The 25,449-nt window shown below is 58.6% G+C and carries 33 protein-coding genes; all 33 read left to right on the top strand.

Annotated elements, in window-relative coordinates; all coding sequences use genetic code 11:
* The first annotated feature begins 5 nt into the window (after positions 1 to 5).
* The 33 genes from GN111_RS25530 (at position 6) to GN111_RS25370 (ending at position 25,376) form a co-directional block, all read left to right on the top strand.
* Positions 6 to 377, top strand: coding sequence for a hypothetical protein (locus GN111_RS25530; RefSeq protein WP_155306466.1), 372 nt, complete (start codon positions 6 to 8; stop codon positions 375 to 377).
* A complete protein-coding gene (locus GN111_RS25525) occupies positions 364 to 816 on the top strand; it encodes a hypothetical protein (protein WP_155306465.1) in 453 nt (150 codons plus the stop codon). Before GN111_RS25530 ends, GN111_RS25525 begins: the two co-directional genes overlap by 14 nt.
* Positions 813 to 1,175: a hypothetical protein gene (locus GN111_RS25520; RefSeq protein ID WP_155306464.1), complete on the top strand. Its 363-nt coding sequence runs from the start codon at positions 813 to 815 to the stop codon at positions 1,173 to 1,175. Before GN111_RS25525 ends, GN111_RS25520 begins: the two co-directional genes overlap by 4 nt.
* Entirely contained in the window at positions 1,165 to 1,650 is a 486-nt protein-coding gene (locus tag GN111_RS25515) for a phage virion morphogenesis protein (protein ID WP_155306463.1), read from the top strand. Before GN111_RS25520 ends, GN111_RS25515 begins: the two co-directional genes overlap by 11 nt.
* Before the next feature lie 71 nt (positions 1,651 to 1,721).
* Positions 1,722 to 2,270 carry a hypothetical protein gene (locus GN111_RS25510; RefSeq protein WP_155306462.1) on the top strand — a complete coding sequence of 183 codons (549 nt, stop codon included), beginning with the start codon at positions 1,722 to 1,724 and terminating at the stop codon, positions 2,268 to 2,270.
* 16 nt (positions 2,271 to 2,286) lie between these two features.
* Positions 2,287 to 2,565 carry a hypothetical protein gene (locus GN111_RS25505; RefSeq protein ID WP_155306461.1) on the top strand — a complete coding sequence of 93 codons (279 nt, stop codon included), beginning with the start codon at positions 2,287 to 2,289 and terminating at the stop codon, positions 2,563 to 2,565.
* Positions 2,566 to 2,568: 3 nt separating this feature from the next.
* Positions 2,569 to 4,425, top strand: coding sequence for a phage tail sheath C-terminal domain-containing protein (locus tag GN111_RS25500; protein ID WP_155306460.1), 1,857 nt, complete (start codon positions 2,569 to 2,571; stop codon positions 4,423 to 4,425).
* An 11-nt stretch (positions 4,426 to 4,436) separates the two neighbouring features.
* The gene (locus GN111_RS25495; RefSeq protein WP_155306459.1) at positions 4,437 to 4,898 is read left to right on the top strand and encodes a phage tail protein; all 462 of its coding nucleotides are present in this window, start codon (positions 4,437 to 4,439) and stop codon (positions 4,896 to 4,898) included.
* Positions 4,899 to 4,914: 16 nt separating this feature from the next.
* Positions 4,915 to 5,967 carry a phage tail protein gene (locus GN111_RS25490; protein WP_155306458.1) on the top strand — a complete coding sequence of 351 codons (1,053 nt, stop codon included), beginning with the start codon at positions 4,915 to 4,917 and terminating at the stop codon, positions 5,965 to 5,967.
* A 7-nt stretch (positions 5,968 to 5,974) separates the two neighbouring features.
* Positions 5,975 to 6,286, top strand: coding sequence for a DUF7768 domain-containing protein (locus GN111_RS25485; RefSeq protein WP_155306457.1), 312 nt, complete (start codon positions 5,975 to 5,977; stop codon positions 6,284 to 6,286).
* A gap of 2 nt (positions 6,287 to 6,288) precedes the next feature.
* Complete coding sequence (locus tag GN111_RS25480) at positions 6,289 to 6,759, top strand: CIS tube protein (RefSeq protein WP_155306456.1); 471 nt, start codon at positions 6,289 to 6,291, stop codon at positions 6,757 to 6,759.
* Positions 6,756 to 7,046, top strand: coding sequence for a LysM peptidoglycan-binding domain-containing protein (locus GN111_RS25475; RefSeq protein WP_155306455.1), 291 nt, complete (start codon positions 6,756 to 6,758; stop codon positions 7,044 to 7,046). The genes GN111_RS25480 and GN111_RS25475 overlap by 4 nt, the downstream gene beginning before the upstream one ends.
* A gap of 99 nt (positions 7,047 to 7,145) precedes the next feature.
* Complete coding sequence (locus tag GN111_RS25470) at positions 7,146 to 8,411, top strand: phage late control D family protein (protein WP_155306454.1); 1,266 nt, start codon at positions 7,146 to 7,148, stop codon at positions 8,409 to 8,411.
* A gap of 13 nt (positions 8,412 to 8,424) precedes the next feature.
* Positions 8,425 to 8,856 carry a YcbK family protein gene (locus tag GN111_RS25465; RefSeq protein ID WP_155306453.1) on the top strand — a complete coding sequence of 144 codons (432 nt, stop codon included), beginning with the start codon at positions 8,425 to 8,427 and terminating at the stop codon, positions 8,854 to 8,856.
* Positions 8,843 to 9,169 carry a hypothetical protein gene (locus GN111_RS25460; RefSeq protein ID WP_155306452.1) on the top strand — a complete coding sequence of 109 codons (327 nt, stop codon included), beginning with the start codon at positions 8,843 to 8,845 and terminating at the stop codon, positions 9,167 to 9,169. Before GN111_RS25465 ends, GN111_RS25460 begins: the two co-directional genes overlap by 14 nt.
* Before the next feature lie 15 nt (positions 9,170 to 9,184).
* Positions 9,185 to 10,234, top strand: a complete 1,050-nt coding sequence (locus GN111_RS25455) for a phage baseplate assembly protein V (RefSeq protein WP_155306451.1) — start codon at positions 9,185 to 9,187, stop codon at positions 10,232 to 10,234.
* Positions 10,235 to 10,245: 11 nt separating this feature from the next.
* A complete protein-coding gene (locus GN111_RS25450; protein WP_155306450.1) occupies positions 10,246 to 11,013 on the top strand; it encodes a glycosyltransferase in 768 nt (255 codons plus the stop codon).
* Positions 11,006 to 11,380, top strand: a complete 375-nt coding sequence (locus GN111_RS25445) for a hypothetical protein (RefSeq protein ID WP_155306449.1) — start codon at positions 11,006 to 11,008, stop codon at positions 11,378 to 11,380. Before GN111_RS25450 ends, GN111_RS25445 begins: the two co-directional genes overlap by 8 nt.
* A 2-nt stretch (positions 11,381 to 11,382) precedes the next feature.
* Positions 11,383 to 11,649 carry a PAAR domain-containing protein gene (locus tag GN111_RS25440; protein WP_155306448.1) on the top strand — a complete coding sequence of 89 codons (267 nt, stop codon included), beginning with the start codon at positions 11,383 to 11,385 and terminating at the stop codon, positions 11,647 to 11,649.
* Between the two features lie 10 nt (positions 11,650 to 11,659).
* Positions 11,660 to 11,962, top strand: coding sequence for a hypothetical protein (locus GN111_RS25435; RefSeq protein WP_155306447.1), 303 nt, complete (start codon positions 11,660 to 11,662; stop codon positions 11,960 to 11,962).
* 108 nt (positions 11,963 to 12,070) lie between these two features.
* Positions 12,071 to 12,928: a hypothetical protein gene (locus tag GN111_RS25430; protein WP_155306446.1), complete on the top strand. Its 858-nt coding sequence runs from the start codon at positions 12,071 to 12,073 to the stop codon at positions 12,926 to 12,928.
* The gene (locus tag GN111_RS25425; protein ID WP_155306445.1) at positions 12,928 to 13,845 is read left to right on the top strand and encodes a GPW/gp25 family protein; all 918 of its coding nucleotides are present in this window, start codon (positions 12,928 to 12,930) and stop codon (positions 13,843 to 13,845) included. The genes GN111_RS25430 and GN111_RS25425 overlap by 1 nt, the downstream gene beginning before the upstream one ends.
* 60 nt (positions 13,846 to 13,905) lie before the next feature.
* Entirely contained in the window at positions 13,906 to 15,354 is a 1,449-nt protein-coding gene (locus GN111_RS25420) for a baseplate J/gp47 family protein (RefSeq protein WP_197740425.1), read from the top strand.
* A complete protein-coding gene (locus GN111_RS25415; RefSeq protein ID WP_155306444.1) occupies positions 15,354 to 16,925 on the top strand; it encodes a phage tail protein in 1,572 nt (523 codons plus the stop codon). Before GN111_RS25420 ends, GN111_RS25415 begins: the two co-directional genes overlap by 1 nt.
* Before the next feature lie 9 nt (positions 16,926 to 16,934).
* The gene (locus GN111_RS25410; protein ID WP_155306443.1) at positions 16,935 to 17,528 is read left to right on the top strand and encodes a hypothetical protein; all 594 of its coding nucleotides are present in this window, start codon (positions 16,935 to 16,937) and stop codon (positions 17,526 to 17,528) included.
* A 10-nt stretch (positions 17,529 to 17,538) separates the two neighbouring features.
* On the top strand, positions 17,539 to 17,871 hold the full coding sequence (locus GN111_RS25405) for a hypothetical protein (protein ID WP_155306442.1): 333 nt from the start codon (positions 17,539 to 17,541) through the stop codon (positions 17,869 to 17,871).
* Between the two features lie 13 nt (positions 17,872 to 17,884).
* The gene (locus tag GN111_RS25400) at positions 17,885 to 18,418 is read left to right on the top strand and encodes a BW3TFN family phage tail fiber component (RefSeq protein WP_155306441.1); all 534 of its coding nucleotides are present in this window, start codon (positions 17,885 to 17,887) and stop codon (positions 18,416 to 18,418) included.
* A gap of 11 nt (positions 18,419 to 18,429) precedes the next feature.
* A complete protein-coding gene (locus GN111_RS25395) occupies positions 18,430 to 22,023 on the top strand; it encodes a DUF4815 domain-containing protein (RefSeq protein WP_155306440.1) in 3,594 nt (1,197 codons plus the stop codon).
* Between the two features lie 13 nt (positions 22,024 to 22,036).
* Positions 22,037 to 22,303 (top strand): VrlD, encoded by a 267-nt coding sequence (locus GN111_RS25390; protein WP_155306439.1) that lies wholly within the window; start codon positions 22,037 to 22,039, stop codon positions 22,301 to 22,303.
* A gap of 235 nt (positions 22,304 to 22,538) precedes the next feature.
* Positions 22,539 to 23,537, top strand: a complete 999-nt coding sequence (locus GN111_RS25385; RefSeq protein ID WP_155306438.1) for an amidoligase family protein — start codon at positions 22,539 to 22,541, stop codon at positions 23,535 to 23,537.
* Entirely contained in the window at positions 23,534 to 24,037 is a 504-nt protein-coding gene (locus GN111_RS33715; protein ID WP_197740424.1) for a DUF5049 domain-containing protein, read from the top strand. The genes GN111_RS25385 and GN111_RS33715 overlap by 4 nt, the downstream gene beginning before the upstream one ends.
* Positions 24,037 to 24,819, top strand: a complete 783-nt coding sequence (locus GN111_RS25375; RefSeq protein WP_155306437.1) for a class II glutamine amidotransferase — start codon at positions 24,037 to 24,039, stop codon at positions 24,817 to 24,819. Before GN111_RS33715 ends, GN111_RS25375 begins: the two co-directional genes overlap by 1 nt.
* Positions 24,816 to 25,376, top strand: a complete 561-nt coding sequence (locus tag GN111_RS25370; RefSeq protein ID WP_155306436.1) for a gamma-glutamylcyclotransferase family protein — start codon at positions 24,816 to 24,818, stop codon at positions 25,374 to 25,376. Before GN111_RS25375 ends, GN111_RS25370 begins: the two co-directional genes overlap by 4 nt.
* Positions 25,377 to 25,449: the final 73 nt, after the last annotated feature.

Below are 25,449 nucleotides of genomic sequence, written 5' to 3'. Positions count from 1 at the left end.
AGATTATGTTCAAAGTCAAAAACGTCCGACCGGGAATCCTGATCATCGCCGACGCCGGGCTTCGGCTTGAACCGGGACATGTGCTGGAAGTCGAGGAGTTGACACCTCACATGGAGCGAGCGGTCTCGGCCGGTCTGCTCGCCAGGCCGGGAAAAGACGAAGATCCGCCCGCGGACACGAACGTCAAACCCAAGGAAGAAACAGATGGCGAGACGGGCCTTGACTGGTCAAAACTCCCGGCGGCCGAGGCCATCTCCAAGGTCGGTGGTGAAAACGACACCACCAGGCTCAAATCCCATCTCGCCAATGAAAAACGACGCACGGTTATCGATGCGCTGAAGAAGCGCTTGGTGGAGGTGGAAGGTGGCGATAGCTGACCTCGTTCTCACGCTTCGCATCGATCTGGCCGATCCGGAAAGCGCTCTTTTCGCGGACGATGTACTTCAGCGGTGCATCCATAAGGGCGTCTACCGCTTGGCTCGTGATCTGGAGATCTCGCTATCCGTTGCAGGTGACGAGGTCGTACCGGACCCCGAAGGCGAAACGCGCGAGCTGCTTCTGCTGCTCGGGCAGATACACGCCTGCCAGGTCATGCGCGCGACCACGGCGAACACTTTTTCGTTTTCCAGCGGCGACAAGCGGGTCGACAAGACCAAGCAGCCCGAGCATTGGGCGAAACTCGAGGAGGACCTCAAGGCTCTTTACAAGCAGCGCCTGAGCGAAATCAAGCCGGGAGCCGCGGCGAGTCCCGAGGACTACATCATTTCGCCTTCAGATATGAAGCCGATCATTTACGAGCAGGGAGGCGACTTGTGAATCTGCTGACCGACAACGAGAAGACCTCGGCGGCGGAAGATGTACGGGACTTGATTCTGGCATCGGGACAAGAGGCGGTCCTGCTTCGAAGCCAACCCGGTGAACGGCTTTACGGTTCGGATGACGCGACATACGAAGAAGTCGGGCCGTTCCCTCTGGAGTTTGTGGAGACACCACCGGAAGACCTGAGCAATAGAATCGACGCCGTCGCCTGCGTTTTACCGGACATGGATATCCGGCCGGAAGACCACATCCGAAGCGGTACGGATGAGTTTCGTGTTCAGACCATTGAGAATGAACGCTTGTTCGGTGTAGTGACACACAAGGTTCTCAAATTGGTTCGTCTCCATGGGAGTTAAGCGATTCGGAGACTGGCACAAGGCCCGGGCGAAATTAGCCGATGCCCCCGGTGCCCGGCTGGCCCTGGCGCTTCGTCAAGCTACCATCAAGAACGCCATCCTGCTTGTCCGGGAGATTAAACGCGGCATCCGCAGCCAGGCTCCCGGCGGAAAACCATTCGCCAAACTCACCGAAAGCACTATCAAGCGCAAGGGCTCCAGCAAAGCCCTGATCGATACCGGTTTCCTGGTCAACGCCATCACCCAAAATATCATGGCCGACCGTGCCTTTGTCGGACTCCTGCGAGGCACCGTCAACAAGGACGGTGAGGACATGGTCAATATCGGGGCGGTAATGGAATACGGAGCCACGATTCAGCACCCGAACGGCGCGGTCATCGTCATCCCGCCCAGACCGTTTCTCCATCCCACCATGCAGAAATACCGCAAGCGGATTATCGAGAACTATCGCGCCGCCATCCGCTCTGTTCTCTGACGACCCCGACACTTCCGCACAGGTTCCGGTAGGTAACAGCCAGAAGAAACCGGATAACCGGAGGTGCATCGTTGGAAACCGTTCGAACAGTTGTTGAAAGCTTTATTCGCCTGGTAAAGGCCGAGATCGACCCGGATGCGGTACTCGTGGCTGCGGACGATGTGTTCGAGGTACCCAATGTCCCGAGCCTGATTTTGCAGGGACCAACGCTGATCGAAAACGGCGAACGGCGAACCCAGGCCCGCATGGTGGAAAAAGATGTCCCAAACCTGAGCTATGAAGAATGCCGCTATCCCCGTCTTTATCACCTCGACTTCGATGTCGTCGTCACCGCCGCTCATGAAGGCGAGCTGCTTGATCTCCAGGAGAAAGTCGCCCGTTTCTATCAGCGACATCCGGTTTTGGCCGTGGAAGACCGCGGATCGCTCAACCTCACTGAACTTACCGCCCTGGGCGGTTTGCGCAGAGTGAACCTTTCAGATCTTCGCCAGAGTTCCGGTCGTTGCCGTATTGAGGATTGCCCCGTGTATGACGGGGCCGTTGAAGTCGGTCCGCTCATCAAGGACCGCAAGTTCGAATTCCGTGACGGTGTTGAAGAGGACCGTCTCTACACACCATAAACGAGGAGAAACCAAAATGATTGAAATCAAAAATCTACTTTTCCAACCGCTCACGTTTCACCTCGCGGGCGATGGGCAAGGACTGCATCTGAGCCCGCGTGAGCGCAAATCAATAGGCAATGAACAGCTGTCACCTGAAATCGAAGTCGCGGCAAAGCGGGGTCTGATTTCATTGACCAAGACGGCAAAACCGCCGGAAGCCTCAGCGAAAACGGGCAAGTCTCCCGCGAAAAAGTCCAAGACAAAACCAAAGGGCGATGGAACGCAGGTGTCCCGGCGCACGAAACGGAGGTAAATCATGGCCACCTATCTTTCCCCGGGCGTTTACACGCGCGAGATCGATTTCAGTTATTACGTCAAACAGATTTCCACATCATCCTGCGGCATGGTGGGCGTGGCCGAACGAGGCCCGATCAACAAACCCGTGCTGGTCACCAGTTGGGAACAGTTCATCAATAAGTTCGGCTCCTACCTGCAGGCCGGTTATCTGGCCTATGCCGCAAGGGCCTTCTTCGATAACGGCGGGTCGGTTCTCTATGTGAACCGGATCGCCCACCTGACAGACCCCACCGACAAGAGCAGCCTCACCGCCGTGAAATCCTCGGTGACGCTGAAGGACCGGCGAGCTGTGACCGCGATGCTGGAAACCGGGACCGCCGGGACGGATCGCATCACCTGGCTTGCGCGGCAGGCTGGTGCCGATGGAAACGGTATCTCTATAGAACTCGTCGCTTCGGGAACCGACACACCACTTTCCGTGGACGTTACAGGTCAGGCAATCACCGTCAATCTGGCTACGGACAGCGCCGGCGATCCGGCCGCCACCGCGGACCAGGTCGTTGCGGCAATTGCCGCAAAATCGGAGGCGGACGCCCTGGTTCAAGCAACCACTGAGGATACGGGCATCGTGCAACCGGCTGCGTCCGCGAACCTTGCAGGCGGACAGGACGCCCAGGATACCCTCCGCGCGCTCGCGGTTAACGAAGGCGTCTGGGGTGATCGTCTCAGCGTTCAAATTGAGGACGGCACACTCGACCCTGCCACGGGATTTAATCTCGTCATTCGATATAAGGACGAGGTCGTCGAAGTTTTCAAAGACCTGTCCATGGATGAATCAGCGTCTAATCATGTGGAACTGGCCATCAACGAACGCTCCGAGTTCATCAGCGTCGAGGATCTCGGACCCCTGTCCGGCACACCGGATGATCGACCTGCGACCGGCGGATTCAGTTTGTCCGGCGGCGGCGACGGGCTGGTCGATTTGAATGACATCGATTACATCGGAGACCCCTCTCAGCACACCGGATTCTACGCCTTTGACGAGATCGACGCCCTGAACATGCTTATGGCTCCCGGCGTAACCACTGCCAACGTGATTCATGCCGGAATCACCTATGCCGAAAACCGCAAAGACCTGATGCTCGTCGCTGAAGCGCCCATCCATCTTGAACCACTGGAAACAGTCAATTTCCGCAAAGGCCAGGGCATGTATTCGCACGCGGCATTCAACTCGTCCTACGCGGCCCTCTACTACCCATGGCTTGAGATCAGCGACCCGGTTACCGGCAAGAAAAAGCTGATTCCACCCTCCGGGGCCGTGGGCGGATGTTACGCGCGAAGCGACCAGAAAACCTATGTCTGGTACGCCCCCGCCGGCATCGATCGTGGACGAATCTTCAACGCCCTGTCGCTTGGCTACAAGGCCAGCCGGGGTGAAAGGGACGTGATCTACCCCGAGGGTGTCAACGTGATTGCTTCTTTCCCCGACACCGGAATCAACATCTGGGGACAGAAAACCTTGCAGAGTCAACCATCCGCCCTGGATCGCGTAAACGTCCGGCGGCTGATGATGTATATCGAGGAGGCCATCGCCGAATCCTCTCGTTTCGTGGTCTTCGAACCCAATAATCCGCAGACCTGGCGGGCCCTGATCAGGCTGATCAATCCCTTTCTACAGGACATCAAGGACAATGGCGGGTTCTACGACTTTGCGGTCCAGTGCGACGAGGAAACCAACACCCCGGCGGTCATCGACCGCAACGAGCTGGTGGCCCGCATCTTCGTCAAACCCACGAAGACGGCTGAATTCATCGAACTCAACTTCGTGCTCACCGCCACCGGGGCCGATTTCAAAGAAATCTTCAAGACAGCGTAAGGAGGTAGCCCATGCGTAGCGGAAATATGCCCAAGAGCCTGTATCAGAACTGGCAGTTCGCCATCGAGGTCAACGGTTTCGATGTGGCGCTCTTCAAGAAAGGCCAGGAGCCCAAGACCGAATTCGAGGAAGTGGCCTTTGCACCGGCCGGTTCGATGTTCGATCAGAAGGTCGCCGGGCGGGTGAAGTTCGAGGACATCACCCTTGAAAAAGGCATCCTGCAGGATGGTTCCGATGAGGCCGCGCGGGAATGGACCAAGAAACAGGTGGATGTCAACGCCGTGGTGGGCGGATTGCCCAACGACTATATGCGCGACATCGACATCGTCCGTTACGACCGCGCCGGAAACGAAACCCGGCGTTGGACCCTGCACGGCGCATGGGTCAAGGTCCTGGAATACGACGAACTCGAGGGCGCGAACACGGACAACACCATCGAAAAACTCACCATCAGTTACCAGTACTGGACCTGATTCAAGGAGATAAGCCATGCACATATTTGAACTGCCAAGCGGGACTGAAGTCGAGCTTAGGGAAATGACCGGAGCCGAGGAAGAACTGCTTACCAATCAAAGGCTCATCCGAAACGGTGACGCTGTAAACCAGGTGCTCAGGAACGGGATCGGCAATTTTGCTCAGTCTGCGTGGTCCTTCGTGAGCGCACCCTTTACCTGGATCGCCGACGCGGCTTCAAGTGCGTGGAGTCACATCACCAACGCCGCATCCATGGCCTGGGAAGGTCTCAGATCAATGTCGCAAAGCGCCTGGGAGTGGATCAAAGCGCCGTTCGAGGGACTGGCTTCAGTCGCCTCCTCCGCCTGGGAAAAGGTAAAGAACGCCGCCTCGGGAGCGTGGGATTCCGTGACATCCACTGTATCCAACCTGGCAGGCACCGCGTTTGAAAGCGGGAAAGCTATTCTCACAACAGTGGGAGAAGGGATCAAATCGGCGGTCACCGCACCGTACCGGGCGGCCAAGTCGGCCCTGTCTTTTGTTCGCGATCTGTTGCCGTTTTCCGACGCCAAGGAAGGCCCTCTGGCTAATCTGACCCGTAGCGGATCAGCACTCCTGGAGGCTCTGGCCGGAGGGATCGCCAAGGCCGCGACGGTTCCCGCAAAGGCAATCGCGGGAGCCTTCGGTTTCATGAACGATATGTTGGGACAGGTAGCCGCGCCGTCGGTGCTGGCCGGGACACTGGCGCTTACGCCGGTTGTAGCTGGTGAAATCCCTTCGGCGGGAACGCCTCTCTTCGGGACCGAGCCGGCGATCATGGAAACGAGATCAGAGACAGCGCCTCCTGAACAATCGCGTCTTCTCGGCGAGACCAGAGGTGTGCTTGGAGCAGAAAATAACGGTTTTGCCCAGTCGTCCACCGGCGAAAACATCCTGCCGGTATTGGAGGCCATCCTGAGCAAATTCGACGCGCTCGCGGAACGGCCCATCGACGTGTCGGTCACCACCTTGCTCGATGGACGTCAGGTTGCCCAATCGGTCTATCGCGATCTGCGTGAGCGCAAAATCAAAAATTACGAAACGCTGTGAGGATAGCATGAAGAAAATATTTATTTGCAGTCGATATGCGGGAGATGTCACCCGCAATGTAACTGTCGCCGAACGCTTGTGCCGTAAGGCTGTGGAACAAGGCTGCGCGCCGTTCGCACCCCATTTTCTGTTCACCCGCTTCCTTGACGATGAAAAGGCGTCGGAGCGGGAGATCGGTATCTCCTGTGGACTGATTTTCATGAAAACCTGTGACGAGGTCTGGGCCTATATCGGAGACGGGGTTTCCAGCGGCATGCGCAGAGAAATGGACCACGCCCTTCGTCTGGGCAAGGCCGTGGTCGAGATCGAGGAGTTCTGACCGTGGCCTGGGACCAGAAAGAGATCACAGCATACATCGTGGATGTGGATACGGGTGATTACCTGGATTTCCAATACAACCCCAACGACATCCTGGACGACAAGAGCACGGCTTACGCCGCCATCAAGATACCGGGGATGAGTCATCCCCGCTACCAGTACGTGGCGGGCGAACCGCGCAAGATCGGCTTCAAATTGCTGTTCTTCAAGGGACCGGTCAAGGAATCGGTGGACTGGCTGCGCTCGCTCCTCTACCCGGAGCACGCAGGAACGATGCTCAAGAACGCGCCGCACCGTGTGCTGTTCATGTTCGGTGATCTCTACCCCGGTGTGCTCTGCGTGGTCAGGCAAGTCAAGGCTCGCTTCTTTCATCTATTTGACCGCGAAAACCTCCTGCCCCAGCATGCCGAAGTCGACATGGTACTTGAGGAATACATCGACGAGTCGGTGGATTATTCGGAGGTGCGCGGATGATCGGACGTCGTTCCCGCTATGCCGCGGGCATCCTTTACACGGATCATGGTGATGAGTTTCTGGGGGTCCGGCCGCGCGTCGATACAACTCCCCGTCCCGATGATCGCTTCCACACGGTGGTCGAGGGCGACAGACTGGATCTGCTGGCCCACCGCTACCTGGACCGGGCCGATCTGTGGTGGATCATCTGCGATTACAACGACATCTTCTTCCCCCTGGAGATCGAGCCCGGCACCGTGCTTCGAATTCCATCCGTTGAACATGTTCTGATGCGCTTGCTGAGCTGACTCAAGCCTTTCATCTCATTCGCGCCGACAACTTTCCCCACGCTCCGGTAAGTATCCGGTGAAGACCGCCATGCCGGCGGTGCAACCGGAGTTAGGCGCATGGATCTCGATACATTCAAACCGACGTTCCTGATTCAGATCGAGGGACAGACATTATCTGCGGATATTACACAGGAGATCACCTCGTTCGTCTTCGAGGACAACGAGGAGGAACTCGATGTCCTGGAGTTGTCGGTTACGAACCGCAACCTGCAGTTCGTGGATGATCCCTTGTTTCAGGAGGGCAACGAGATCGTCGCCCGCTTCGGTTATGTCGACAACCTCTCCCCGCGCAAAAAGGCGGTCATCAAGGACATCGATTATGACTTTCCCGAGAGCGGCGATCCAACCATTCGCATCAAGGCCTATGACAAGGGTTTCAAACTGGCTGGCAAAGAGAACCAGAAGGTTTGGAAAAAGCCCGCTCCGGGCATCCTCTATTCCGAAATCGCCGAGGAGATTAGCTCCGCCAACGGACTGACGTCGGTGGTGAAGCCCACCAAGGGACAACATCTGCGGGTCGCGCAAAGCAACATCTCCGACGCCCAGTTTCTCAAAGAACTCGCAATCAAAGCCCGAGAACGGGATGGCGACGGAGTTACAGGCTACGCCTTTTACATCCAGGACGACGAACTGCACTTTCATCCCCGCGAGCTGGAGAAAAAGCCCGCCGCGGTCCTTGAATACTTCACCGACCGTAAGGGCGTGCTCCGTTCCTTCCGCCCGTCCACCCAATCACAGGGGGCAAAAGGAGCCGGAACGGAGACCAAGACCACCGGCGTCGATCCACGCAAGAAAGAGCCCGTGGAACATACCGCCAACAACGAGACCACGCCGGAGCGCACGTCTCTCGGCAAGCGGACCTACCTGGTCGACGGAAATACCGGTGAGGGAGCCTTCAAGGAGCAGGAGTCGGGACAAATTGTTCCCAGCTTCGAACGGTCCGAAGGCTTCCACGAAGAGCCGCGTCAGGAACCCGCCCAGGACCTGGCCGAAGGCAAGTTCAAAGAAGCTGAGCTTCGCCAGGTCGAGGCCGTCGCCGTCACCATCGGCATTCCCACGCTGCGGGCAAAACAGAACGTGGAAGTTAAAGGCGTCGGTCAAAAGTTCTCCGGAATCTATTACTGCCATTCGATCCGCCACACCATCGGTGATGGTGGATATCAGTGCGAACTCAAACTCAAGAAAAACGCCCTGGGCAAAGGAGCCGGCGACAAGTCGATTGAGGCCAAGGGCAAGCAAAACGATCAGGAAGCGCCGCTGACACCGCAGGAAGAACCGCCTCAGATGGTGACCATCGACGCGGATAGTGGGCGGAGAGGGTAAGGAGGTGAAGCATATGGGAGATCTAAGCAAAAACTTTTCCCGGCATGAATTCGCATGTCGTTGCTGCGGACGGACGGAGATCAACCAGCGACTGGTGGATGCGCTGCAGGAGCTGCGCGATCTCGCAGGTCTGCCGGTTCGAGTCACCAGCGGTTATCGCTGCCCGGAACACAATCGGACAATAGGTGGAGCCACACGAAGCCAGCATCTGCTCGGAACCGCGGCGGACATCGCGGTGAGAGGAATGCCTCCCGCTGAGATGTACCGTTTGGCCGAAGATGTTGAGGCCTTTCGCAACGGCGGAATCGGCGTCTACCCGGACAAGGGATTTATTCATGTGGATGTGCGAGACGGACGAGCCCGCTGGGGACAGCTCGACGGGAAATACGTTGCGCTTGCAAAAGCGCTGAAAAACACAGGAGGAAACGACCATGCAACAGCTTGAACAGATTCTGACCTTTATTCTGGACCACAAGGAGCTCATCGGAACCCTGCTCGCGACGCTTCTGGCGATTATCAAACTGACTTCGTGGGGCCGGGCCAAGGCCGCGGCGTTGGATGCGGTTATCGGTGTCATTGAGCGAATGGGAGCAAAAGAAGTCAAGAGCGGTGTCGCGGCCAAGGAAATCAATCTCCAGAGTGCGGCCAAGGATGCCCTTCGTCACGCGGTGACCAAGGCCGATCCGAAAAAGAAGACTGATGGACTTGCGACCCGTGTGGTGCGGGAGGTCCTGCGCGGCGTTCTGCCACTGAAATAAGCGGGAGGATTGTCTGTGATCGAGACCCAGGACCGACAACATGAGGAGCGTTACAAGAACCGCTGGTATGGCAAATACCGGGGCTTCGTGCGCGATAACAACGACCCCGAACGTCTCGGGCGCTGCCGTTTGGAAGTGCCGGCGGTGCTCGGTACCGGCAAGGAGAACTGGTCGGACTGGGCATCGCCCTGCTTTCCCTACGGCGGAAACGAGGACATCGGCGTGTTTCTTGTTCCCGAAGAAGGCGCATCAGTATGGGCGGAATTCGAAGGCGGCAAGGTCCAGTTCCCCATCTGGTCGGGCGTGTGGCTGGCAAAGAGCAACCCTGGTGAACAGCCGGAGGAGTCGAAACGCGTCTGCAGCGATCCCACCTGCCGTGACTGTGAGGATAAAGTCGAACACAAACCCGACAGCCACGACAACCTCGAACATAAGAAATACCACGGCCATCCGCCCTATTACTGCCCACGCCGTAAGGTACTGCTCAAAACCGAGACCGGCCACACCATCGTTTTTGACGACCGGGATGAAGAGGAATTCCTGAAGATCATCGACCGCGCCGGGCAGATCCTTCACATGGATTGCCGGGTAAAGCGGGATGTTCAAACCGGCAACTCCCGAAGACGGGGGGCCAAGGACGCCGAGCAAGGTGACCAACTGGACATCGCCGCCGACATTAAGGACCAGCAAGGCCGTATCGAAATCACCGACCTCTGCCGTCAGTTCATGCGCTGGGAAGCATGGAAGGATAAGGAGAAAATCCATATCCAATCCTGCGACAAGACCCGGGCGCGCTGGCAGAAGATTTTGATCGACACCACCAAGGGGCGGGAAAAGGTTCACATCTGGGGGCTTTGCGGCACCCAGGAGATTCTTATCGATTCCACCAGCGGCGCAGAAAAGATCCAGCTGACCGACAAGGCCGGCCAGGTGGTGGTCATGAACGCAGCCGCGGGGCGGGAACGAATACAGGCTACCGACAAATCCGGCAGCGTCATCCTCATGGACGGCGTTATGGGCAACATCATCGTCCGCTCCAGCAACAAGGTATTGATCAACACATGAGGGAAAATCTTATGTATCCATCCGTGTCGGTAATAATCAGGGGCTACAACCGGGAACGATATATCGGCCAAGCCATCGAAAGTGTGCTTGCTCAGACGTATAAGGACTTCGATCTGTTGGTCTGGGATGACGGCTCCACCGACAAGACCGCCCAAATCGCCATCGAATTCGCGAAGAAGGACAGGCGCATCCGTGTCGCCGCATGCGATCACCGGGGGGCCGTTAAATCCTTGAAGGCCGCCGTGGCGGATACCATCGGGAACTACCTGTGCTGGGTGGACAGCGACGACCTCCTGTCTCCCACAGCCTTGGAAGAAACGGTCGCGGTCCTGGACGGTCATCCGTCGGTGGGGATGGTCTATACAGATTACCAGCTCATTGACGCCGCTGGGCAAATCAAGGGGCGCGGGCGACGGTGCCGCATTCCCTACAGCAAGGACCGGCTGCTTCTCGATTTCATGACTTTCCATTTTCGGCTCTTACGCCGCTCGGTTTTCGAACAGGTCGGCGGCATCAATGAGGATTTAAGGTGCGCCGAAGACTACGACCTGTGTCTGCGTCTGTCTGAGATCACGGAAATCCGCCACATTCAAAAACCGCTCTATCAATACCGGGTCCACCTTCGGTCCATTTCCCATGAGATGCGTCTGGACCAAGTCCACTGGTCTCGGGAAGCCATCTCCAATGCATTGAAGCGCAGGGGGCTGGCGGACCGCTTCGAGGTCGATCTTCAGATTCGAGAACGCTTTTCGTTGAGAAGGAGAAACCTCGATGAGTGAACACGATAATGACCAAGTGCCGTGCAATTGGGAACAGAGCGAGCGCCTTTTGGCCCGCACTTTCGACTCGTGGCGGGCCGAGTTCAGGGCCATCCTCGAGGACCACCGCCGGGAAATCCAGGCGCGGTTGGAAAAGATCGAGCGTGAGATCGAGAAAAAATCGGACAAGGAAAACGTCGATCTCGTGGTGCGCAACATCCAAAGCGACCTGCGGCGGCACAGCGACGACATCAAAAATCTGCAAACCGGGCTTAATCAAAAGATGGGCGTCGAGACCATGTGGAAAGTGGTCGGCTTGGTGCTCGCCATCAGCGGAGCCGTTGGCGGCGTGGTCGGCTTTTTGATTCGCGTGTTGACGGGGAAGTGATCATGGCCAGACCGCAAGCCAGACTCGGCGATATTTCCAGTCACGGCGGTGTGATCATCACCGGCGCGATGAAAACCGTGGTCAACGGGATGCCCGCCGCACGACTGGGTGATCTGCACGCCTGTCCCATACCGGGCCACGGCGTGACGCCTATCGTTACCGGCAGCCTGGATACGGTCACAGAAGGAATGCCCAACGCGCGGGTCGGTGACATCACCGCCTGCGGCGCGGTGATAGCGACCGGTAGTCTGGATACGGACGACAACTGAGGTTCGACGGATGGATTACGAAGATATGGGATTTCATTATTGGGATGTGTTTCCCAAGAAGATCAAGGTGACGCGCAACTGGGGCGAAATGTCGATTCCCCTTTCGATTCGCGGCGCGCCAAGGGGAGAGTTGCAGTACGAGACCGTCGATTCCAGCATCGCCTGGGTCGATTGGGAAGGGCGCGTCAAACTCGGTTGGCGCACGGGTGCAACGATCATCATGGTTTACGATTCTCCGTCGCGAGACAGTGTTCGTTACGTTGAGATTGAAGTGATCGAGGAAGAAGGCGGGGGCTATGGCCTACCGGAATAGGAGGATACGTCCAAGATGGTCATGAGCGAAGAAGAAGGTTCAGGGTACGGCGAGGAAGGCGGGCCGATCATAGAGCAGACCAGCTCGTCGCTGTCCCACTATGAAATCATGACGCTGGCGCGGTTATTGACCATCGGCCTCGGTGTGACCGGCGACGAAGCAGAACCCTATCTCCTGCAGATCAAAGACAATCTGGTTGAGATCAAGGACATCCTTCTGCAGAGTCACCAGGCCTCGGAAGCCTTGCGCGCCGAGGCGCAGACGGTGCTGGATGCCCATGCGGAGAGCGCCCAGCAATACATGCAGAACGTGGAGCAACCGCAACCGCCGGATTTCCACCCCTTCCTGGCGATGCCCGCCAGCACTTCGGTGCGTGAACTCCCGGACGGCGGCAGGCTTTTCACCCTTGCCGACGGCGTAATGGTCCGTGTGAGTCCCACGGGGGTCCTTACCGCAATCGGCATAGACGGCGCAGCCACTGAACTTGAGCCCGCCAGAGGCGGGATCGCGACCCTGCCGGACGGCCGGGAACTGACCTTGAAACCGGAAGCGGTCCGCGCCACCCACGAGGCCGCGGGTATTGAAGGGTTGCCGCTGGATATCGATCCTGTGCAAACGTCGGAAGACCGCTATCGGGTCGAGCTGCCGGATGGTTATCGCCTGGATGTCTCGCACGGGGATCGGACGGCCTTGATCGGCAACCCGGTCGGCACCGTGGATGTCCTGAGCATCACCCGCATAGAAGGTGTCGGAGAAAAGGTGACGGTACGTCTGGTTCCCGGCGGAGCCAAAGGGTTCTCGACGCAGGAGAGCGGTCATAAGGGAATCATCGAGGCGGACGGAACGATCCATCTATCCATGGAGAACGGTCTCGACATTGTCATCCGCTTTCCTGACGGCATTGATGCCGGCGGGGACAATGGCGAAGACGATCAGTCCACGATCATCTGCGAGGAGTGCGACTGATGAGCCTGGACTTTCTCGGCATAGGTCTGAAGTTCCCTTTCCGTTTCCAGCGACGCTCGGGCGGAGCCCAGATCTCCTCGGCCACATCCAGGGAACACGAACACATTCACGAAAGCATCATCCAGATTCTCGGCACGCGCCCGGGCGAACGGTTCATGCGCCCGGAATTCGGCTCCCGCCTCAAAGACCTGGTGTTCGAAGCCAACGACGAGGTATTGAAAGGGCTGATCCGCCATTACGTGATCGACGCGGTCAAGCGGTGGGAAAAACGGGTCGTTATCACCGACGTCTCCTTTGACGACTCGCCGCAGAACATCGACCGCAATCTCCTGCCGGTTCGTATCTCGTACCGGGTCATTCAGAGTCAGGTGGAAGGAAATCTGGTCTACCCCTTTTACCGGGAGGGCCCGGACATTCCGGCACCCGGATATCAGAGGCCCGAACCGGTGCTCGAGCCTCCGCAGGTGCGAAGCGTCCGCCTGTCTCCGGACGTCCGATCCCTGTTCAACCTTCTGTGGTTCGATGCCGGCGACATGAGTCCCGATCCGGACGATTCATTAGTTTGGTCCGCTGGGGAATACGAAATCGCCTATATGGAAGGTGCCTTTCAGGACCGTAACGGCAAGTGGATCGTGAGCGATCCGGATGACAAACACGGCCATTATGCCGTGTTTCACGGTGCTCCGGAGATCAACGCTCCTCAAGCAGAGAACGCTCTATATTTGCCTGCGAACGGCAAAGGCTACGAGACGCAGAGCCAGGCCGAGGATAATGCCGCAGGCACCATCCATTGGTTCACAACGGCCGAGGCGGGACGGATCGGTCTGTTCTATTTCGAGGGGAAAAAGGAATCCCATTACTTGAACAACACGTCCGGTCAACCCAATCCTGTCTGGCGGTTGCGCGGCCCGTTCTGATCCTTTCCGCTTCCGACAGAACCCAGGAGGCTCCGGTAAGTAATCGGTGTGGCGGGCATATTGAGTTCTCCCGCCGGACTGCTGAAAAACGGAGACGGCATGGGTCGCGCAAGTATCGGATACATAAACAAAGATTACGATTCGATCCGCCAGGAACTGTTGGCGAAGATCCCTCAGCTCACCGACCGTTGGACCGATTTCAATTATTCCGACCTGGGTGTGGTGCTGCTTGATCTCTTCTGCGGCGTCGGCGATATGCTGGCCTACTACCTCGACGCGCAAGCGGCCGAGGCATTTCTGCCCACCTCCCGTCAACGACAGAACGTCATCAATCTCTGCAAGCTGGTCAGCTACCGGCTCGATGGACCGGTGGCTGCTTCAACCTCCTTGCGTTTCTCCCTGGCCGCGCCCCTCGACGCGGATCTGATCCTTCCGAAAGGAACGGCGTGCAAAGCCCGCCTGGAAGAAGGCGACATCGTATTCACAACGGCGGCGGAGGCGACGATCCCGAAGGGACAGACAAAGGTCGAGGCGGGCGCGCGTCAGGGAGAAGGCAAGATCGAGAGGTTGACGTCTACCGGTCGACCGAATCAATCGTTTCCTATTTCTGGAACGAACATCGCCCAAGGGACGATTCGGATCACCATCCAGAACCAGGATTGGACAGAAGTTCTTCACTTCCAGGAAAGTGGCGACGACTCCCGGCATTTCCAAATCGACACCGACAGTCTGGACCGTACTCGCATTTTTTTCGGCGATGGGTTGCGTGGTCGCGTACCTCCCGTCGGTGCCGAAATCACCGTCGAATACCTCGAAACTCTGGGGGCTGATGGAAACCTTGGATCGGACCTGGTCTCGGAGCTGCTGAGTCCAGTTTACCTGGACAGCGAACAGGTCGCCTTGACCGTCACCAACCCGGTTCCGGCGACCAACGGCGCAGACAGGGAATCTCTGGAACATGCCCGCAAGCAGGCTCCGGCTGAAGTCCGGTCCCTGTGGAAGGCCGTCACCAAGGACGACTACCAGGCGCTGGCCGAAGGATTTCCCGGCGTGGCCAAGGCCCAGGTCCTCGACGTCAATGACTGCAAGAACATCCGCTACTACCAGGTCAATATGGCGGTCGCCCCCGATGGAGGCGGTCCGCCCTCGGCGCTTCTCAAGCAAGATCTTTCCGCTTTCCTCGAATCGCGCAAGGTCATCACCATCGAGATCAATCTCTTCGATCCGGCATATCGCCCCGTGAATGTTGATGCCGAGGTATACGCCTATGTGGGTGAAGATCTTGACCTTATCCGAAGCCGAACAGAACAGGCGCTTGAGGAGCTTTTCGCCTTCGAACAGATGGCTTTCGGTATGCCGGTGCGGTTCTCGGACCTGGTGTCCGCGCTTGACGGCGTGCGAGGCGTAAGCCACGTGCAGATGTACGCCCCGCAGCAGGACATCGATATCCGGCCCGGTGAGATCGCCGTCCTCGGCCAATTGAACATCGACGTCAGGAGGGCATCCTGATGTCGTCCTATTTTGAGAAGAAACTCATAGATCTTCTTCCGCCCCTCTATCGGGAACGTGACGAGACCGGGGACCTGAAAACCTTCCTCAAGGTTCCCGCCGTGACATTAGACGAACTCAAGATTCTGGCCGACCGGTTCCCCGAAATCTTCGATATCGACCGGTGCGAAGATCGATTTCTTCCTTTCCTCGGTGAAATTGTAGGGCACCGTTTCGATCCGCTTTCCGACGCCGGGAGGCAACGACGGCTGATCCGCGAGGCCATAGAAATCTACCGGCGCAAGGCGACCATCCCGGCCATCGGCCGCTCGCTTACCGACCTGGGGTGGCAGGGGCGGATCGACGAGACCTTCCGCAAGGCGCTACGCCTCAACCGCAGGTCCATTGTGGGACAGGCCAAGCTGCCCGGATTGATCTACAGCCTGGGCGTTTACCGCATCGATAGCGACAACATCGTCCAGGGAATCCGTCCCGGCCTGGTCTTTCACCATCCCGCCGGAACCAAGGTCTTTTTCCTCCAGTGGCTCTATTCGCTCCTGTCCATGGAATCAGATTTTCAGGCGGTCATCAAGAAAGTGGTGGAGCGGGTCTGCCTCGGGCACCTGCACGAGACCTTCGTCATCAGCCGAAACGCGCTGAACACCGATTATCACCTGACGCGCAAAAACAAGACCTGGGGCTGGTGGCGGATCACCGACGGCACCACGCTGATGCAGGACGTGGAACACGCCGCGGTATGCATCTCCCGCTGGCACGGACGCACACCGCGATTCCGGCTGAATACTGGAAACCTCAACGATGAGCGGCTGCCCAATCTGTGGGTCAGCGAACGCCGGGCCTCGTTTTGTTGCGAGATCGACACCAAACCGTCGCAACCACCGGTCGACGCCTTCATCAGGCTCGCCGGCCAAGACCTGAACCGTTCCCGTCTCAACCGCTCCACGACCGCCTGCAGAATCAAATTCAGGCAGAAGGACCTGCTGTCCGAGGCCGACCAACCGGCTTCAGAAGTCACCGGCGACCGCCGCACCCATCGATACGGCAGACGTTCCCGCCTGTCACAGTGGTTCCGGGTCGGACATTCCAGGATCGGCCGCCGGGACAAGGTCTCCGGTGCCGCCGTGGGAAGGCATCTCTTCATCACAGCCTACGCCGACGCGGACTGGTCGGAGGTCTCTGGAGCCTGGGACGTGGTGGATCGCTGGCGTGCCCGTCGGCCCGGTTTTTCATTGAACAGCCGGACCCTGAACTCAACTGAAATCACCGACGCATACATCACCGCGGCTCGGGCATCGTTCGAGCTGACCGTGGATACAGGCATTCCCTGCCGCCGACGCGCAGAGACGCTGCTTCTTAATAGCCGCAGGCTCAACCACACGGGACTCCGCCTTTCAGTGGACCGTACCCGGCCGATGCGGTTGGGACTCATGCCGTTGAACGCCGCCGGTTTCCGCATCTCCAAGCCGTCGTTGCGCTGGCGCTTCCGGCAAAAGGATGACCACGCGGAAGTCCAGGCCGGAATCGACGCGGCGGCCAATCAGTACACCGTCACGCAATGGCCAGCGGCATAGGAGGATTTTATGGCGATTCACTTATATGAAGACATCACCCTGGTCCAGCAGGTATCCGAGGGCGACCTCTCGAACCCCGATGACGACACCTACAACGGGACCGACGGCGAATCAAAAGACAAAGAACTTTTCCTCGCCAACGAGCAGACAACGCTGGCTGTTGCGCTGGCTTCGGGCGAGACCTCGCTGCAGCTGAATGAGCTCCGCTTCGCCGACGGTGAAGTCATCATCATCGACAGCGAACAAATGCGTGTTTTGAGCGGCGCTGGGACCACCACGCTCAGTGTGGAGCGCGGTTACGGGGGAACAGCTCCCGCCGCGCATGACGCCGGAGCCGCGGTCTACTCCGGATACGACTACACGGGACTGGTAATTGAACCGGTCGATACCGTGGGTGGAGACGAATCGGACTGGTATGCGCTGGCGCTGACCCAGGCGGAACTGGATACAGCCACTCCCGGCGCACCGCTCAACCTGGGCGACAAGCCGCACAACGTCACCGTCTCGCTATGGAGGCGCTGCATCGTGCCGCCGGGAACGGCGATCCAGAACAAGACGGACTTGAAGCTGCGGATCACCGGAACGGAGAACCCGATCCTGTAGGAAGGCCAATATGTCGATCAGCGTGGAAACAGATATTCAGATCGCCGTATCGGGGATGGTGGGCATGAATGTTGATGCCGGGCAGCGAATCACTCACGCCGCACAAAACCATGCGGATTTGGTTCTCGTGGTTCAACAGCCGTTGGCTTTCAGCGCCGACATCGTTGTTCCTGTTCATCATTCGCTCGGCATCCGTGGAGACACCCGGCAGATAGTTTTCAGTGCACTCGACCGGATCATGAACACAAAACAGAACGTGGTTCATCCGATGGAGCACAGCCCGGATGCCCGACAAACGGTTTTCGCAATACTGATCAACGAAAGCCACGAGATACAGACCTGAAGGAGGAAATCACATGTCATTGGGACTGATAGTCAAGACCGGCCGCATCCTCACCGCGAGGCTGCTGATGGGGGAACCCATCGACGGGATCACTCATTGCGCCATCGGCGACGGCGACGCCACATTTATCGACCCGCTCAACCCGCCCGCGCCGGATATCGACCAGACGGCGCTTAAAACCGAACGAGCGAGAAAGAAACACTACAAACGTACCTTTCTAAAAGAAGACCCGGAAGGAACGCTCGTCGTCAACGGTATCCATTACATCGAGACCGCCGAGGAGACCCAGACCATCGGTGTGTTTTTCCGTTTCGAGGAAAGCGAGGCCAACGGCATCACCATCCGGGAGTACGGATTCTTCGGTGGTGATGTGGCCTATATCGATGGGCTTCAATCGGATTACGCGGCGAATGGTGTTTACCACCCGGACACCAATCCGAGCGGCGAGGTGCTCACGTCCGGGTACCTGTACGAAGTGAAAAACATCCCCGACTTCAACAAGACTTCCGATACGCGGGTGGAGTTGGTCGGGGTCATCAAAATTTAGGAGGAACAACCATGTCCATCTCGCGCGATACATTCGACCCGACAAAAAACTATAAGCAGATCCGCTACCACCAGGACCGCGACCTGCTCGACTCGGAACTGAACGAGCAGCAGGAGATCATCAACCTCGAGCGCAAAAAGATCGCCGACATGCTCTTCAAGGAGGGGGCGGTCATCAGCGGGCTCGGGGTGTCGGTCACCGACAACGTGCTGACCGTGGCCGAAGGCTTCGTCTACGTCGAAGGATACATCGAGCAGGTCCCCGGCACGGTGCTGACCTATGATCCCGCCAAGACATCGGGCGTGGACTATGTTTACGTCGAGCTGCTCAAATACAACTACGGTTACAACCAGGATGCGGCGCTCATCAATCCGGCCACGGGCGAGCCCACCGCCGAGCGTGAAAAATGGGTTCTGACGCTGAAAGACCATGACACGAGCGGTGAGACGCTGCCCAATAACGTTCTCGAGCGCAAAGTCGTCCCCATCTACAAGTTCGACCGGGAAACCGGCGATGTCACCGCCACGGTCCAGGAAAAGTCCAACATGTACCTCCGGGATCTCCTGGGGACGATTCCCGGCAGTCGCATCACGGTCTCTTCCATCACTGAGGATCAGCTTTCCTTCGCTGCGGCGGAGGGACTGAATTCGCTGCTCCAGAACCTGGCTGAACGAACCTTTGACCAAGCCGGCAGCTATCTGGTCAATGGGTTGGACAGCTTTATCGGCGACAGCGATAGCGATAACGTCGAGGTGATCACCAACGCCGGTCGGGCCTATATCCAGGGATTTCGCCTGCAGAAAGACTTGCCGACAACCACGATGGTTCCCAAATCGGTCGCCACCAAATCGGTGCGCGGCGAGCAGAAGACCTACAACGTCGGCACCCGGCGCTATGCGCTCAACAGCACGCCATTGAAAGAAAGCTCCCAGGTCGAGGCCATTGTTGAGATTGTCTCCAATATCACTCGCGGCTCGGTGGGAGGCGGTGAAGACCTGCTCGCACCGAATCCGGTGGTGGATATTCTCGAGGTGAGCCAGGGCGCGACCGTATTTCAGGAAGGCGTGGACTGGCAGCAGTCCGGAAATTATGTGGACTGGCTCGGAACGGGCAGCGAACCGGCCATCGGCACTACCTACACAGTGCGCTGGACCTATACCAAGCAGATGATCAAAGGAACGGATTATGTAGACGGTGGTTGGTTCGGTGAATCGGGGCATCCTGGGGCTGGGGAACACTTCTACCAAGTCACCGTCCTGGACGCTTCCGGCGAGACCGAATATGACCCTGCCAAGGTCGTTTCCCGCGATACCCTGGCCGGTGAAATCAACAAGCTGTCCTGGTTGCCGGTCAACGGAGCCACCGGCTATCGCGTCTACCGAGGTTCACAGAATACCGACCGGGCCGATTTTCAGCTTCTCAAAGAGGTCGCTTCCGGGGTCACCACCTATATGGATGACGGCGTGGACGAGATCGTCGGCGGCAACCCACCCGCATCCAATACCAGCGGTCTGACCATGTCACCGGTGCAGATAGCCCTTGGCAACTTAAGCCTGGTCAATTTCGGCCGAACCGGGCTCGGCGACGACCCTGTGGACGGCTCAAACTGCAGCGTCGATTACGACTACTTTCTGGGCCGCAAGGACATTATCTACGCCACGACCAGTGAGATTAAACGACTGGAAGGCGCGCCGGCTGATTTCCCCAAACTGCCGGTTGTGCCCGAGGGCACACTGGGGCTTTGCAGCGTCGACTGCCCGCCCAACTCGGTTGAGATGAGCATTATCAATTTCGGGCTGACCCGCATCACCATGGACCAGATTCACGAGATCATCGATGACGTGGAGGACCTCAAATACAACGACGCACAGTTCCAGATGAACAACGAGCTGCAGAACCGGGACGCGCAAACCAAGAAAGGCGTCTACTCGGACGATTTTTCCAATGACGCCCAGTCCGATGTTTATCACAGCGAATGGAGCGCCAGGATTGACGGTGTGAGTCAATTTGTGGGGCCGGATCGTGTTTCCACACCCAACCTGCTCGAAGTCGACCTGGGCGCAAGTGACGCGCTGTTCAAAGGAAGCCTGGTGCTGCTTCCCGGCACGGAGGAGGTCCTGATCGAACAGGCCGACTGGTCCGAGGAGAAGAATATCAACCCTTACGCGGTCTTTGAGAAGCCCGATGCAGCGGTGGAGATCACACCGAATATCGGACGCCGAGGACAGACCGGTATCGCCGTGGTCGGCTCCAATTTCACGCCCAGTGCCACCGGGGTCACGGTACGCTGCGACGGTCAGGTGGTCGCCTCCAACATCACGGCTGACTCTGCCGGACGGGTGAGTGCATCCTTTGTTATCCCAACCAATGTCCGCAACGGCGACCGGATCGTCGAAGTAACCGACGGCACCTATTCGGCCCAGACCAACCTGCAGGTCAACGACCCGCTGGTGATCACCCGCATCCAGCGCATCGTGGTGAACCGCACCATCGTCCAGCGGCAGACCATCGTCCAGCAAGTGCCGCCGCGCATCATCCGTGTGCCGGTTGTTCGGACCGTGTGGCGTTGGAGATGGAGATGGCGCAGGCGCGATCCGCTGGCGCAGACCTTCAGTTTCACGCAGAACCGCGTCGTCTCGGCCGTGGGCGCTCATTTCACTCAAAAGGACGCGTCCATCCCGGTGACGGTTCAGATCCGCGGGGTAACCACCGGTCTGCCCAACGAAGTGGTGCTGGCCGAAAAGGTGGTCTCATCCGATGAGATCAACCTGAGTGGCGAAACCAAGATCACCTTCGACGATCCCTTCTACGCCGAGGCGAACACCAGCTACGCCGTCGTGCTGCTCACCAACAGCACCAATTATCGGGTGCGCATCGCCACGCTTGGGCAGATGGGGCAAAACGGCGTCATCACCCGGCAGACCTATGCCCAGGGTGTGCTCCTGGAAAGCTCAAACGCCGAGACCTGGACCCCGCTTAACGGTTCCGATCTCACAGTAAAGATTTACGGATACGATTTCCAGCCGTCCGGCGAAGTTCGATTCCAGCCCGTCACCGGCGCGCAGTTCAGCGAGCTCAATCTCGATGAATACTCGGCCATCCCGGAGGGAACCGGCATCGTCTGGGAATATTCCACGGACGGTGGAACCACCTGGGACGCTATCGTGCCCGCGGAGGAGGAAAACCTACCGAACATCGCAAACGATGTGTTGCTGCGGGCACTGTTTGAAAGCACCGCGATTAACGACTCACCGGCATTGAACTACAAGGACGTGAACCTGATCGGGCATCTGAACAACACGACCGGGGCTTACATCTCCCGCGAGAACGAGCTGACCCAGGGAGTGGAATCCACCAAGGTCTATACGCAGATGAACATCCCCAGCGGGACCTCCCTGAACTGGTTCACCTCCAACGACGGCGGCGCGACCTGGGAGCCCATGTCCATTGAAACGACACGCGAGGTCGACCAGGAATGGACCGAGTACACGCTCACCCGGACGTTCGCCGACCCCACCGGAACCGAGGTCCGCTACAAAGCGGAGATGACCGGCAACAACCTGGTCTACCCGCGGATTCACACCCTCGGGGCCACCCTGAGTTGATGGAGGAAAACCCATGATCGTAAGACAACAAGGCGGACTGACCGAGTTTATTCCCTCTCCGCAGGAAAAACGCGAGGGCGTGCTGCGGGATCACACCCTGCGCATGCTCGAGAACCTGGACGCCAGGCTCAGGCGGATCGAGGAGGAACTCGGTTTGCCGCTGAACGAGGCGGAGGCCTTCTCGAAAATCATGGCGCGCATTCACAGAGAAGAAGCCGAAGCCCGGCGTATCAACCGAAAGCTGATGGACTCGGGCTTGGATCACACTGAGAGTACCTGATCGGTGTTCTTTTTTCGAAGTGGTCCCAGCCACCCCGTTTTGCAGGAAAGCCTATAAATCCCGATGTTTCCGCCGGTTACGGCTCCGTGTACATAAGTCATTGAATATCAATGGCTTATCTTCGGCATGTCCGTCGAATTCGCCTTGCTTTCTGTTCGGAAAGAAGCCTGTATGTGTGTGAACACAACGCAGAAACCCTTGCGATACAAGGGCTTACGAACAGCAAGGAGAATCCATGGACTTACGCCAAATCAACTTCGGAATCGAGATCGAGACCGTCAAACGGACACGCGAGCGTGTGGCCCGCGCCGTCCAGTCGGTGGTGGGCGGCGAGGTCCGCCACGTTGGGAGCCCGGCCGGTTTCGACCCCTGGGAGATCACCGATGAACAGGGCCGGACCTGGAAGGTCGTCGCCGACGGATCGCTCATCAATGTTCCCGGCCACCTGAGGGCCGAGGTGGTGAGCCCGGTACTTGCCTACGCCGACATCCCGACCCTTCAGGAAGTGATCCGGGCGGTGCGCCGCTGCGGGGCCAAAATCGACCAGCGATGCGGCATCCATATTCATGTGGACGCCATCGCATTCGACGGCCGCACCTTGGGCAACCTGGCCAAGATCATCTACAAGCAGGAGCCGCTCATCCTCAACGCTCTGGGCGTCAACGAGACCCGGCAGCGGAACTACAGCAAGCCGGTGAGCGAAGACCTGATCAGAAAGATCGAGCGCCGACGGCCCAAGACCAAGGAGCAGCTCAACCGCATCTGGTACGGCTATCACAACCGCCGACCCCAGCATTTCGACTCATCCCGCTATCACGGTGTGAACCTGCACAACGTCTGGTACCGGGGGACCGTCGAGTTCCGCTGGTTCGAGGGAACGCTTCACGCCGGTAAGGTGCGGGCCTATATCCAGCTGGTTCTGGCCGTGGCCGCCAAAGCCCTGAACGGACGCGCGGCATCGAGCCGCAAGCGCAGGTTCGATCCTCAGAGCGCCCGCTACGACTTCAGGGTTTTTCTGCTCCACCTGGGACTCATCGGCGACGAGTTCAAGACCGCGCGCAAGCACCTGCTCGCGGGGCTTCCGGGGGACTCGGCGTTCAAACGAGGCAGACCGAAACCAGAAACACAAACCGCCGTCGAGGCGGAATTCCCCACGGAGGCCGGGCCGCAAACCCGGCCTCCGGCGTTTTCAGGGAACGGCACCGCGGAGACGGATGAAGGAGGTGCGCCGTGAGAGTGCTGATCAAGAACACCGACCTCGCCGGGAAACCCCTTGAGGGCGAAGGCGAGGTGTTCACCGGGAAGACCTCCCTTGAAATCGTCCGGGCCATGAAGGGGGCGGCCCTGTTTTCCGACCAGGTGAGTTTCGAGGACTACATCGACATGCTCCTGCGCAACGCCAAGATGCTCGCGGGCATCGACCTGATGGTCAAAGGCGACAGCCCCGAGGAGAAGGCCGACTCCCTCCTCGCCGCCTTGATCGATCACGGCCTGGCGGATGTCCTCGAAGATGACGCGCCCATGCGGATACCCGTCCCCGCCGTCGTATGGCAGGGCATCGACGCGGTGCGACTCTCGGGTCTCACCAACATGCTCGACCGCCCCGAGGTGACCCGGATCGCCCGGGAACTCGACTTCAGCGAAGCTGGGGGATGGATCGAAGCCCACCCCAAGGAATACGCCGAGGGTGTCTTCCGGGGCTTCGTGGTGGAACCGGACGGAGGGAAGTCCTGATGTGCGGGCTGGCTGGTGTCATATTGGGCAAGAAACGGCGACGGGTCGAGGAACGGGAACATCTCGCCTGGCTGTTCACCCGGCTGCTGGTCTTGAGCGAAAGCCGGGGGCCCCACGCAACCGGGGTGGCCTGGCTCAATCGGGACGGCGAGCACCGCCTCTTCAAGAGGCCGGTTTCCGCCGGTCAGTTCGTTACCGACAAGGCATTCCACGAGGTCCTTGCCGGCATCGACAACCGGACAACGGTTCTGCTCGGCCACACACGTTGGCGGACACGAGGGGATGAACGGGTCAATCGCAACAACCACCCGATCCGGGCCGGGGACGTCATCGGCACCCACAACGGCACCATCTACAACGCCGATTACCTGTTTCGCCGTTTCAAACTGAGGCGCTTCGCCGAAGTGGACAGCGAGCTGCTCTTCCGCCTGGCGGCCAGGGCTGCACGGAGCGGTCGGATGGATGTCGAGTGGTTCAAAGAACGGCTTCGGCGCTGCCGGGGCCAGATGACAGCGGTGCTCGCGTCCCGGCTCGATCCTGAAACCATCCTCGTCCTCAAGGGGAACAAACCGCTCAGGCTCCGCACCCACCGAAAGCATCGGGCGGTGCTCTACGCCTCCGATCCGGCCTTCCTGGACGCGGTCCTGGCCGATGAGCGCGGCTGGCGGGAGCTGTCTGTTCCCGCCATGAGCATGATTGTGTTCAGGCACGCGGTTCTCACGGAGTTCTCGAGGGAGTCTCTCGAGTTCATCGTCCAGGAAAAGAGGGGGAAAGCACCATGACAGAGCATGCAGTGAACCCCGATGAACCCCTGAAGGAGAACACTCAGTGGATGCTGAGACTCTTCGTCTACGGAACCCTGAAGCGCGGTTTCTGGAATCATGACCGTTTTTGCCGGGGCGTTCTGGATATCCGGGAAGCCGTGGTCCGCGGCCGCCTTTATGAAATGCACTCAGGCATTCCCGTCCTGCAGGTCCCGGACGGGGATGTCCTCGCCCATGGCACCTCGGACGCTTTGGCCGACGTGGCCACACAGGCGCGGTTTTCCGAACAGCCGGCCCCATACCCCGAACCGGCTCAGCAAAGCGCCACAGCGGGCGACTGGGGCCGCGTGTACGGGGAGCTTCTCACCTTCAACGATCCTGAGTCCCGCCTGCCCGCCATCGACCGCCTGGAGGGCTTCCGTCCGGGCGGCTCCAGCCTCTACAGACGGGTCCTCGTGCCGGTATGTATTGAGCACGGCATGGCGTTGCCGAGTTGGTTGTATGTTGGGGTGAATTCCGTATTAAACCGAGCCAGCCTCACCGGACGTTCCATCTGGTCCCCCAAGACTCAGTAGGCCTAAGTCGGACAAACACGGATCACACTGGGAGAAACGGCTTGACAATGGGCGTTCGTCTGATATATTTTAT

Source organism: Desulfosarcina widdelii (assembly GCF_009688965.1).
Classification (GTDB): domain Bacteria; phylum Desulfobacterota; class Desulfobacteria; order Desulfobacterales; family Desulfosarcinaceae; genus Desulfosarcina; species Desulfosarcina widdelii.
Note: the sequence above shows the minus strand (reverse complement) of the source record. Positions and strands in the feature narration are given on the sequence as shown.

Bases quoted from the DNA above. Each gene is read 5' to 3' on its own strand.
- GN111_RS25530 (WP_155306466.1), top strand. From the start codon at position 6: ATGTTCAAAGTCAAAAACGTCCGACCGGGAATCCTGATCATCGCCGAC.
- GN111_RS25515 (WP_155306463.1), top strand. From the start codon at position 1,165: ATGGGAGTTAAGCGATTCGGAGACTGGCACAAGGCCCGGGCGAAATTA.
- GN111_RS25505 (WP_155306461.1), top strand. From the start codon at position 2,287: ATGATTGAAATCAAAAATCTACTTTTCCAACCGCTCACGTTTCACCTC.
- GN111_RS25500 (WP_155306460.1), top strand. From the start codon at position 2,569: ATGGCCACCTATCTTTCCCCGGGCGTTTACACGCGCGAGATCGATTTC.
- GN111_RS25495 (WP_155306459.1), top strand. From the start codon at position 4,437: ATGCGTAGCGGAAATATGCCCAAGAGCCTGTATCAGAACTGGCAGTTC.
- GN111_RS25490 (WP_155306458.1), top strand. From the start codon at position 4,915: ATGCACATATTTGAACTGCCAAGCGGGACTGAAGTCGAGCTTAGGGAA.
- GN111_RS25485 (WP_155306457.1), top strand. From the start codon at position 5,975: ATGAAGAAAATATTTATTTGCAGTCGATATGCGGGAGATGTCACCCGC.
- GN111_RS25475 (WP_155306455.1), top strand. From the start codon at position 6,756: ATGATCGGACGTCGTTCCCGCTATGCCGCGGGCATCCTTTACACGGAT.
- GN111_RS25470 (WP_155306454.1), top strand. From the start codon at position 7,146: ATGGATCTCGATACATTCAAACCGACGTTCCTGATTCAGATCGAGGGA.
- GN111_RS25465 (WP_155306453.1), top strand. From the start codon at position 8,425: ATGGGAGATCTAAGCAAAAACTTTTCCCGGCATGAATTCGCATGTCGT.
- GN111_RS25460 (WP_155306452.1), top strand. From the start codon at position 8,843: ATGCAACAGCTTGAACAGATTCTGACCTTTATTCTGGACCACAAGGAG.
- GN111_RS25450 (WP_155306450.1), top strand. From the start codon at position 10,246: ATGTATCCATCCGTGTCGGTAATAATCAGGGGCTACAACCGGGAACGA.
- GN111_RS25445 (WP_155306449.1), top strand. From the start codon at position 11,006: ATGAGTGAACACGATAATGACCAAGTGCCGTGCAATTGGGAACAGAGC.
- GN111_RS25440 (WP_155306448.1), top strand. From the start codon at position 11,383: ATGGCCAGACCGCAAGCCAGACTCGGCGATATTTCCAGTCACGGCGGT.
- GN111_RS25435 (WP_155306447.1), top strand. From the start codon at position 11,660: ATGGATTACGAAGATATGGGATTTCATTATTGGGATGTGTTTCCCAAG.
- GN111_RS25430 (WP_155306446.1), top strand. From the start codon at position 12,071: ATGACGCTGGCGCGGTTATTGACCATCGGCCTCGGTGTGACCGGCGAC.
- GN111_RS25425 (WP_155306445.1), top strand. From the start codon at position 12,928: ATGAGCCTGGACTTTCTCGGCATAGGTCTGAAGTTCCCTTTCCGTTTC.
- GN111_RS25415 (WP_155306444.1), top strand. From the start codon at position 15,354: ATGTCGTCCTATTTTGAGAAGAAACTCATAGATCTTCTTCCGCCCCTC.
- GN111_RS25410 (WP_155306443.1), top strand. From the start codon at position 16,935: ATGGCGATTCACTTATATGAAGACATCACCCTGGTCCAGCAGGTATCC.
- GN111_RS25405 (WP_155306442.1), top strand. From the start codon at position 17,539: ATGTCGATCAGCGTGGAAACAGATATTCAGATCGCCGTATCGGGGATG.
- GN111_RS25400 (WP_155306441.1), top strand. From the start codon at position 17,885: ATGTCATTGGGACTGATAGTCAAGACCGGCCGCATCCTCACCGCGAGG.
- GN111_RS25395 (WP_155306440.1), top strand. From the start codon at position 18,430: ATGTCCATCTCGCGCGATACATTCGACCCGACAAAAAACTATAAGCAG.
- GN111_RS25390 (WP_155306439.1), top strand. From the start codon at position 22,037: ATGATCGTAAGACAACAAGGCGGACTGACCGAGTTTATTCCCTCTCCG.
- GN111_RS25385 (WP_155306438.1), top strand. From the start codon at position 22,539: ATGGACTTACGCCAAATCAACTTCGGAATCGAGATCGAGACCGTCAAA.
- GN111_RS25375 (WP_155306437.1), top strand. From the start codon at position 24,037: ATGTGCGGGCTGGCTGGTGTCATATTGGGCAAGAAACGGCGACGGGTC.
- GN111_RS25370 (WP_155306436.1), top strand. From the start codon at position 24,816: ATGACAGAGCATGCAGTGAACCCCGATGAACCCCTGAAGGAGAACACT.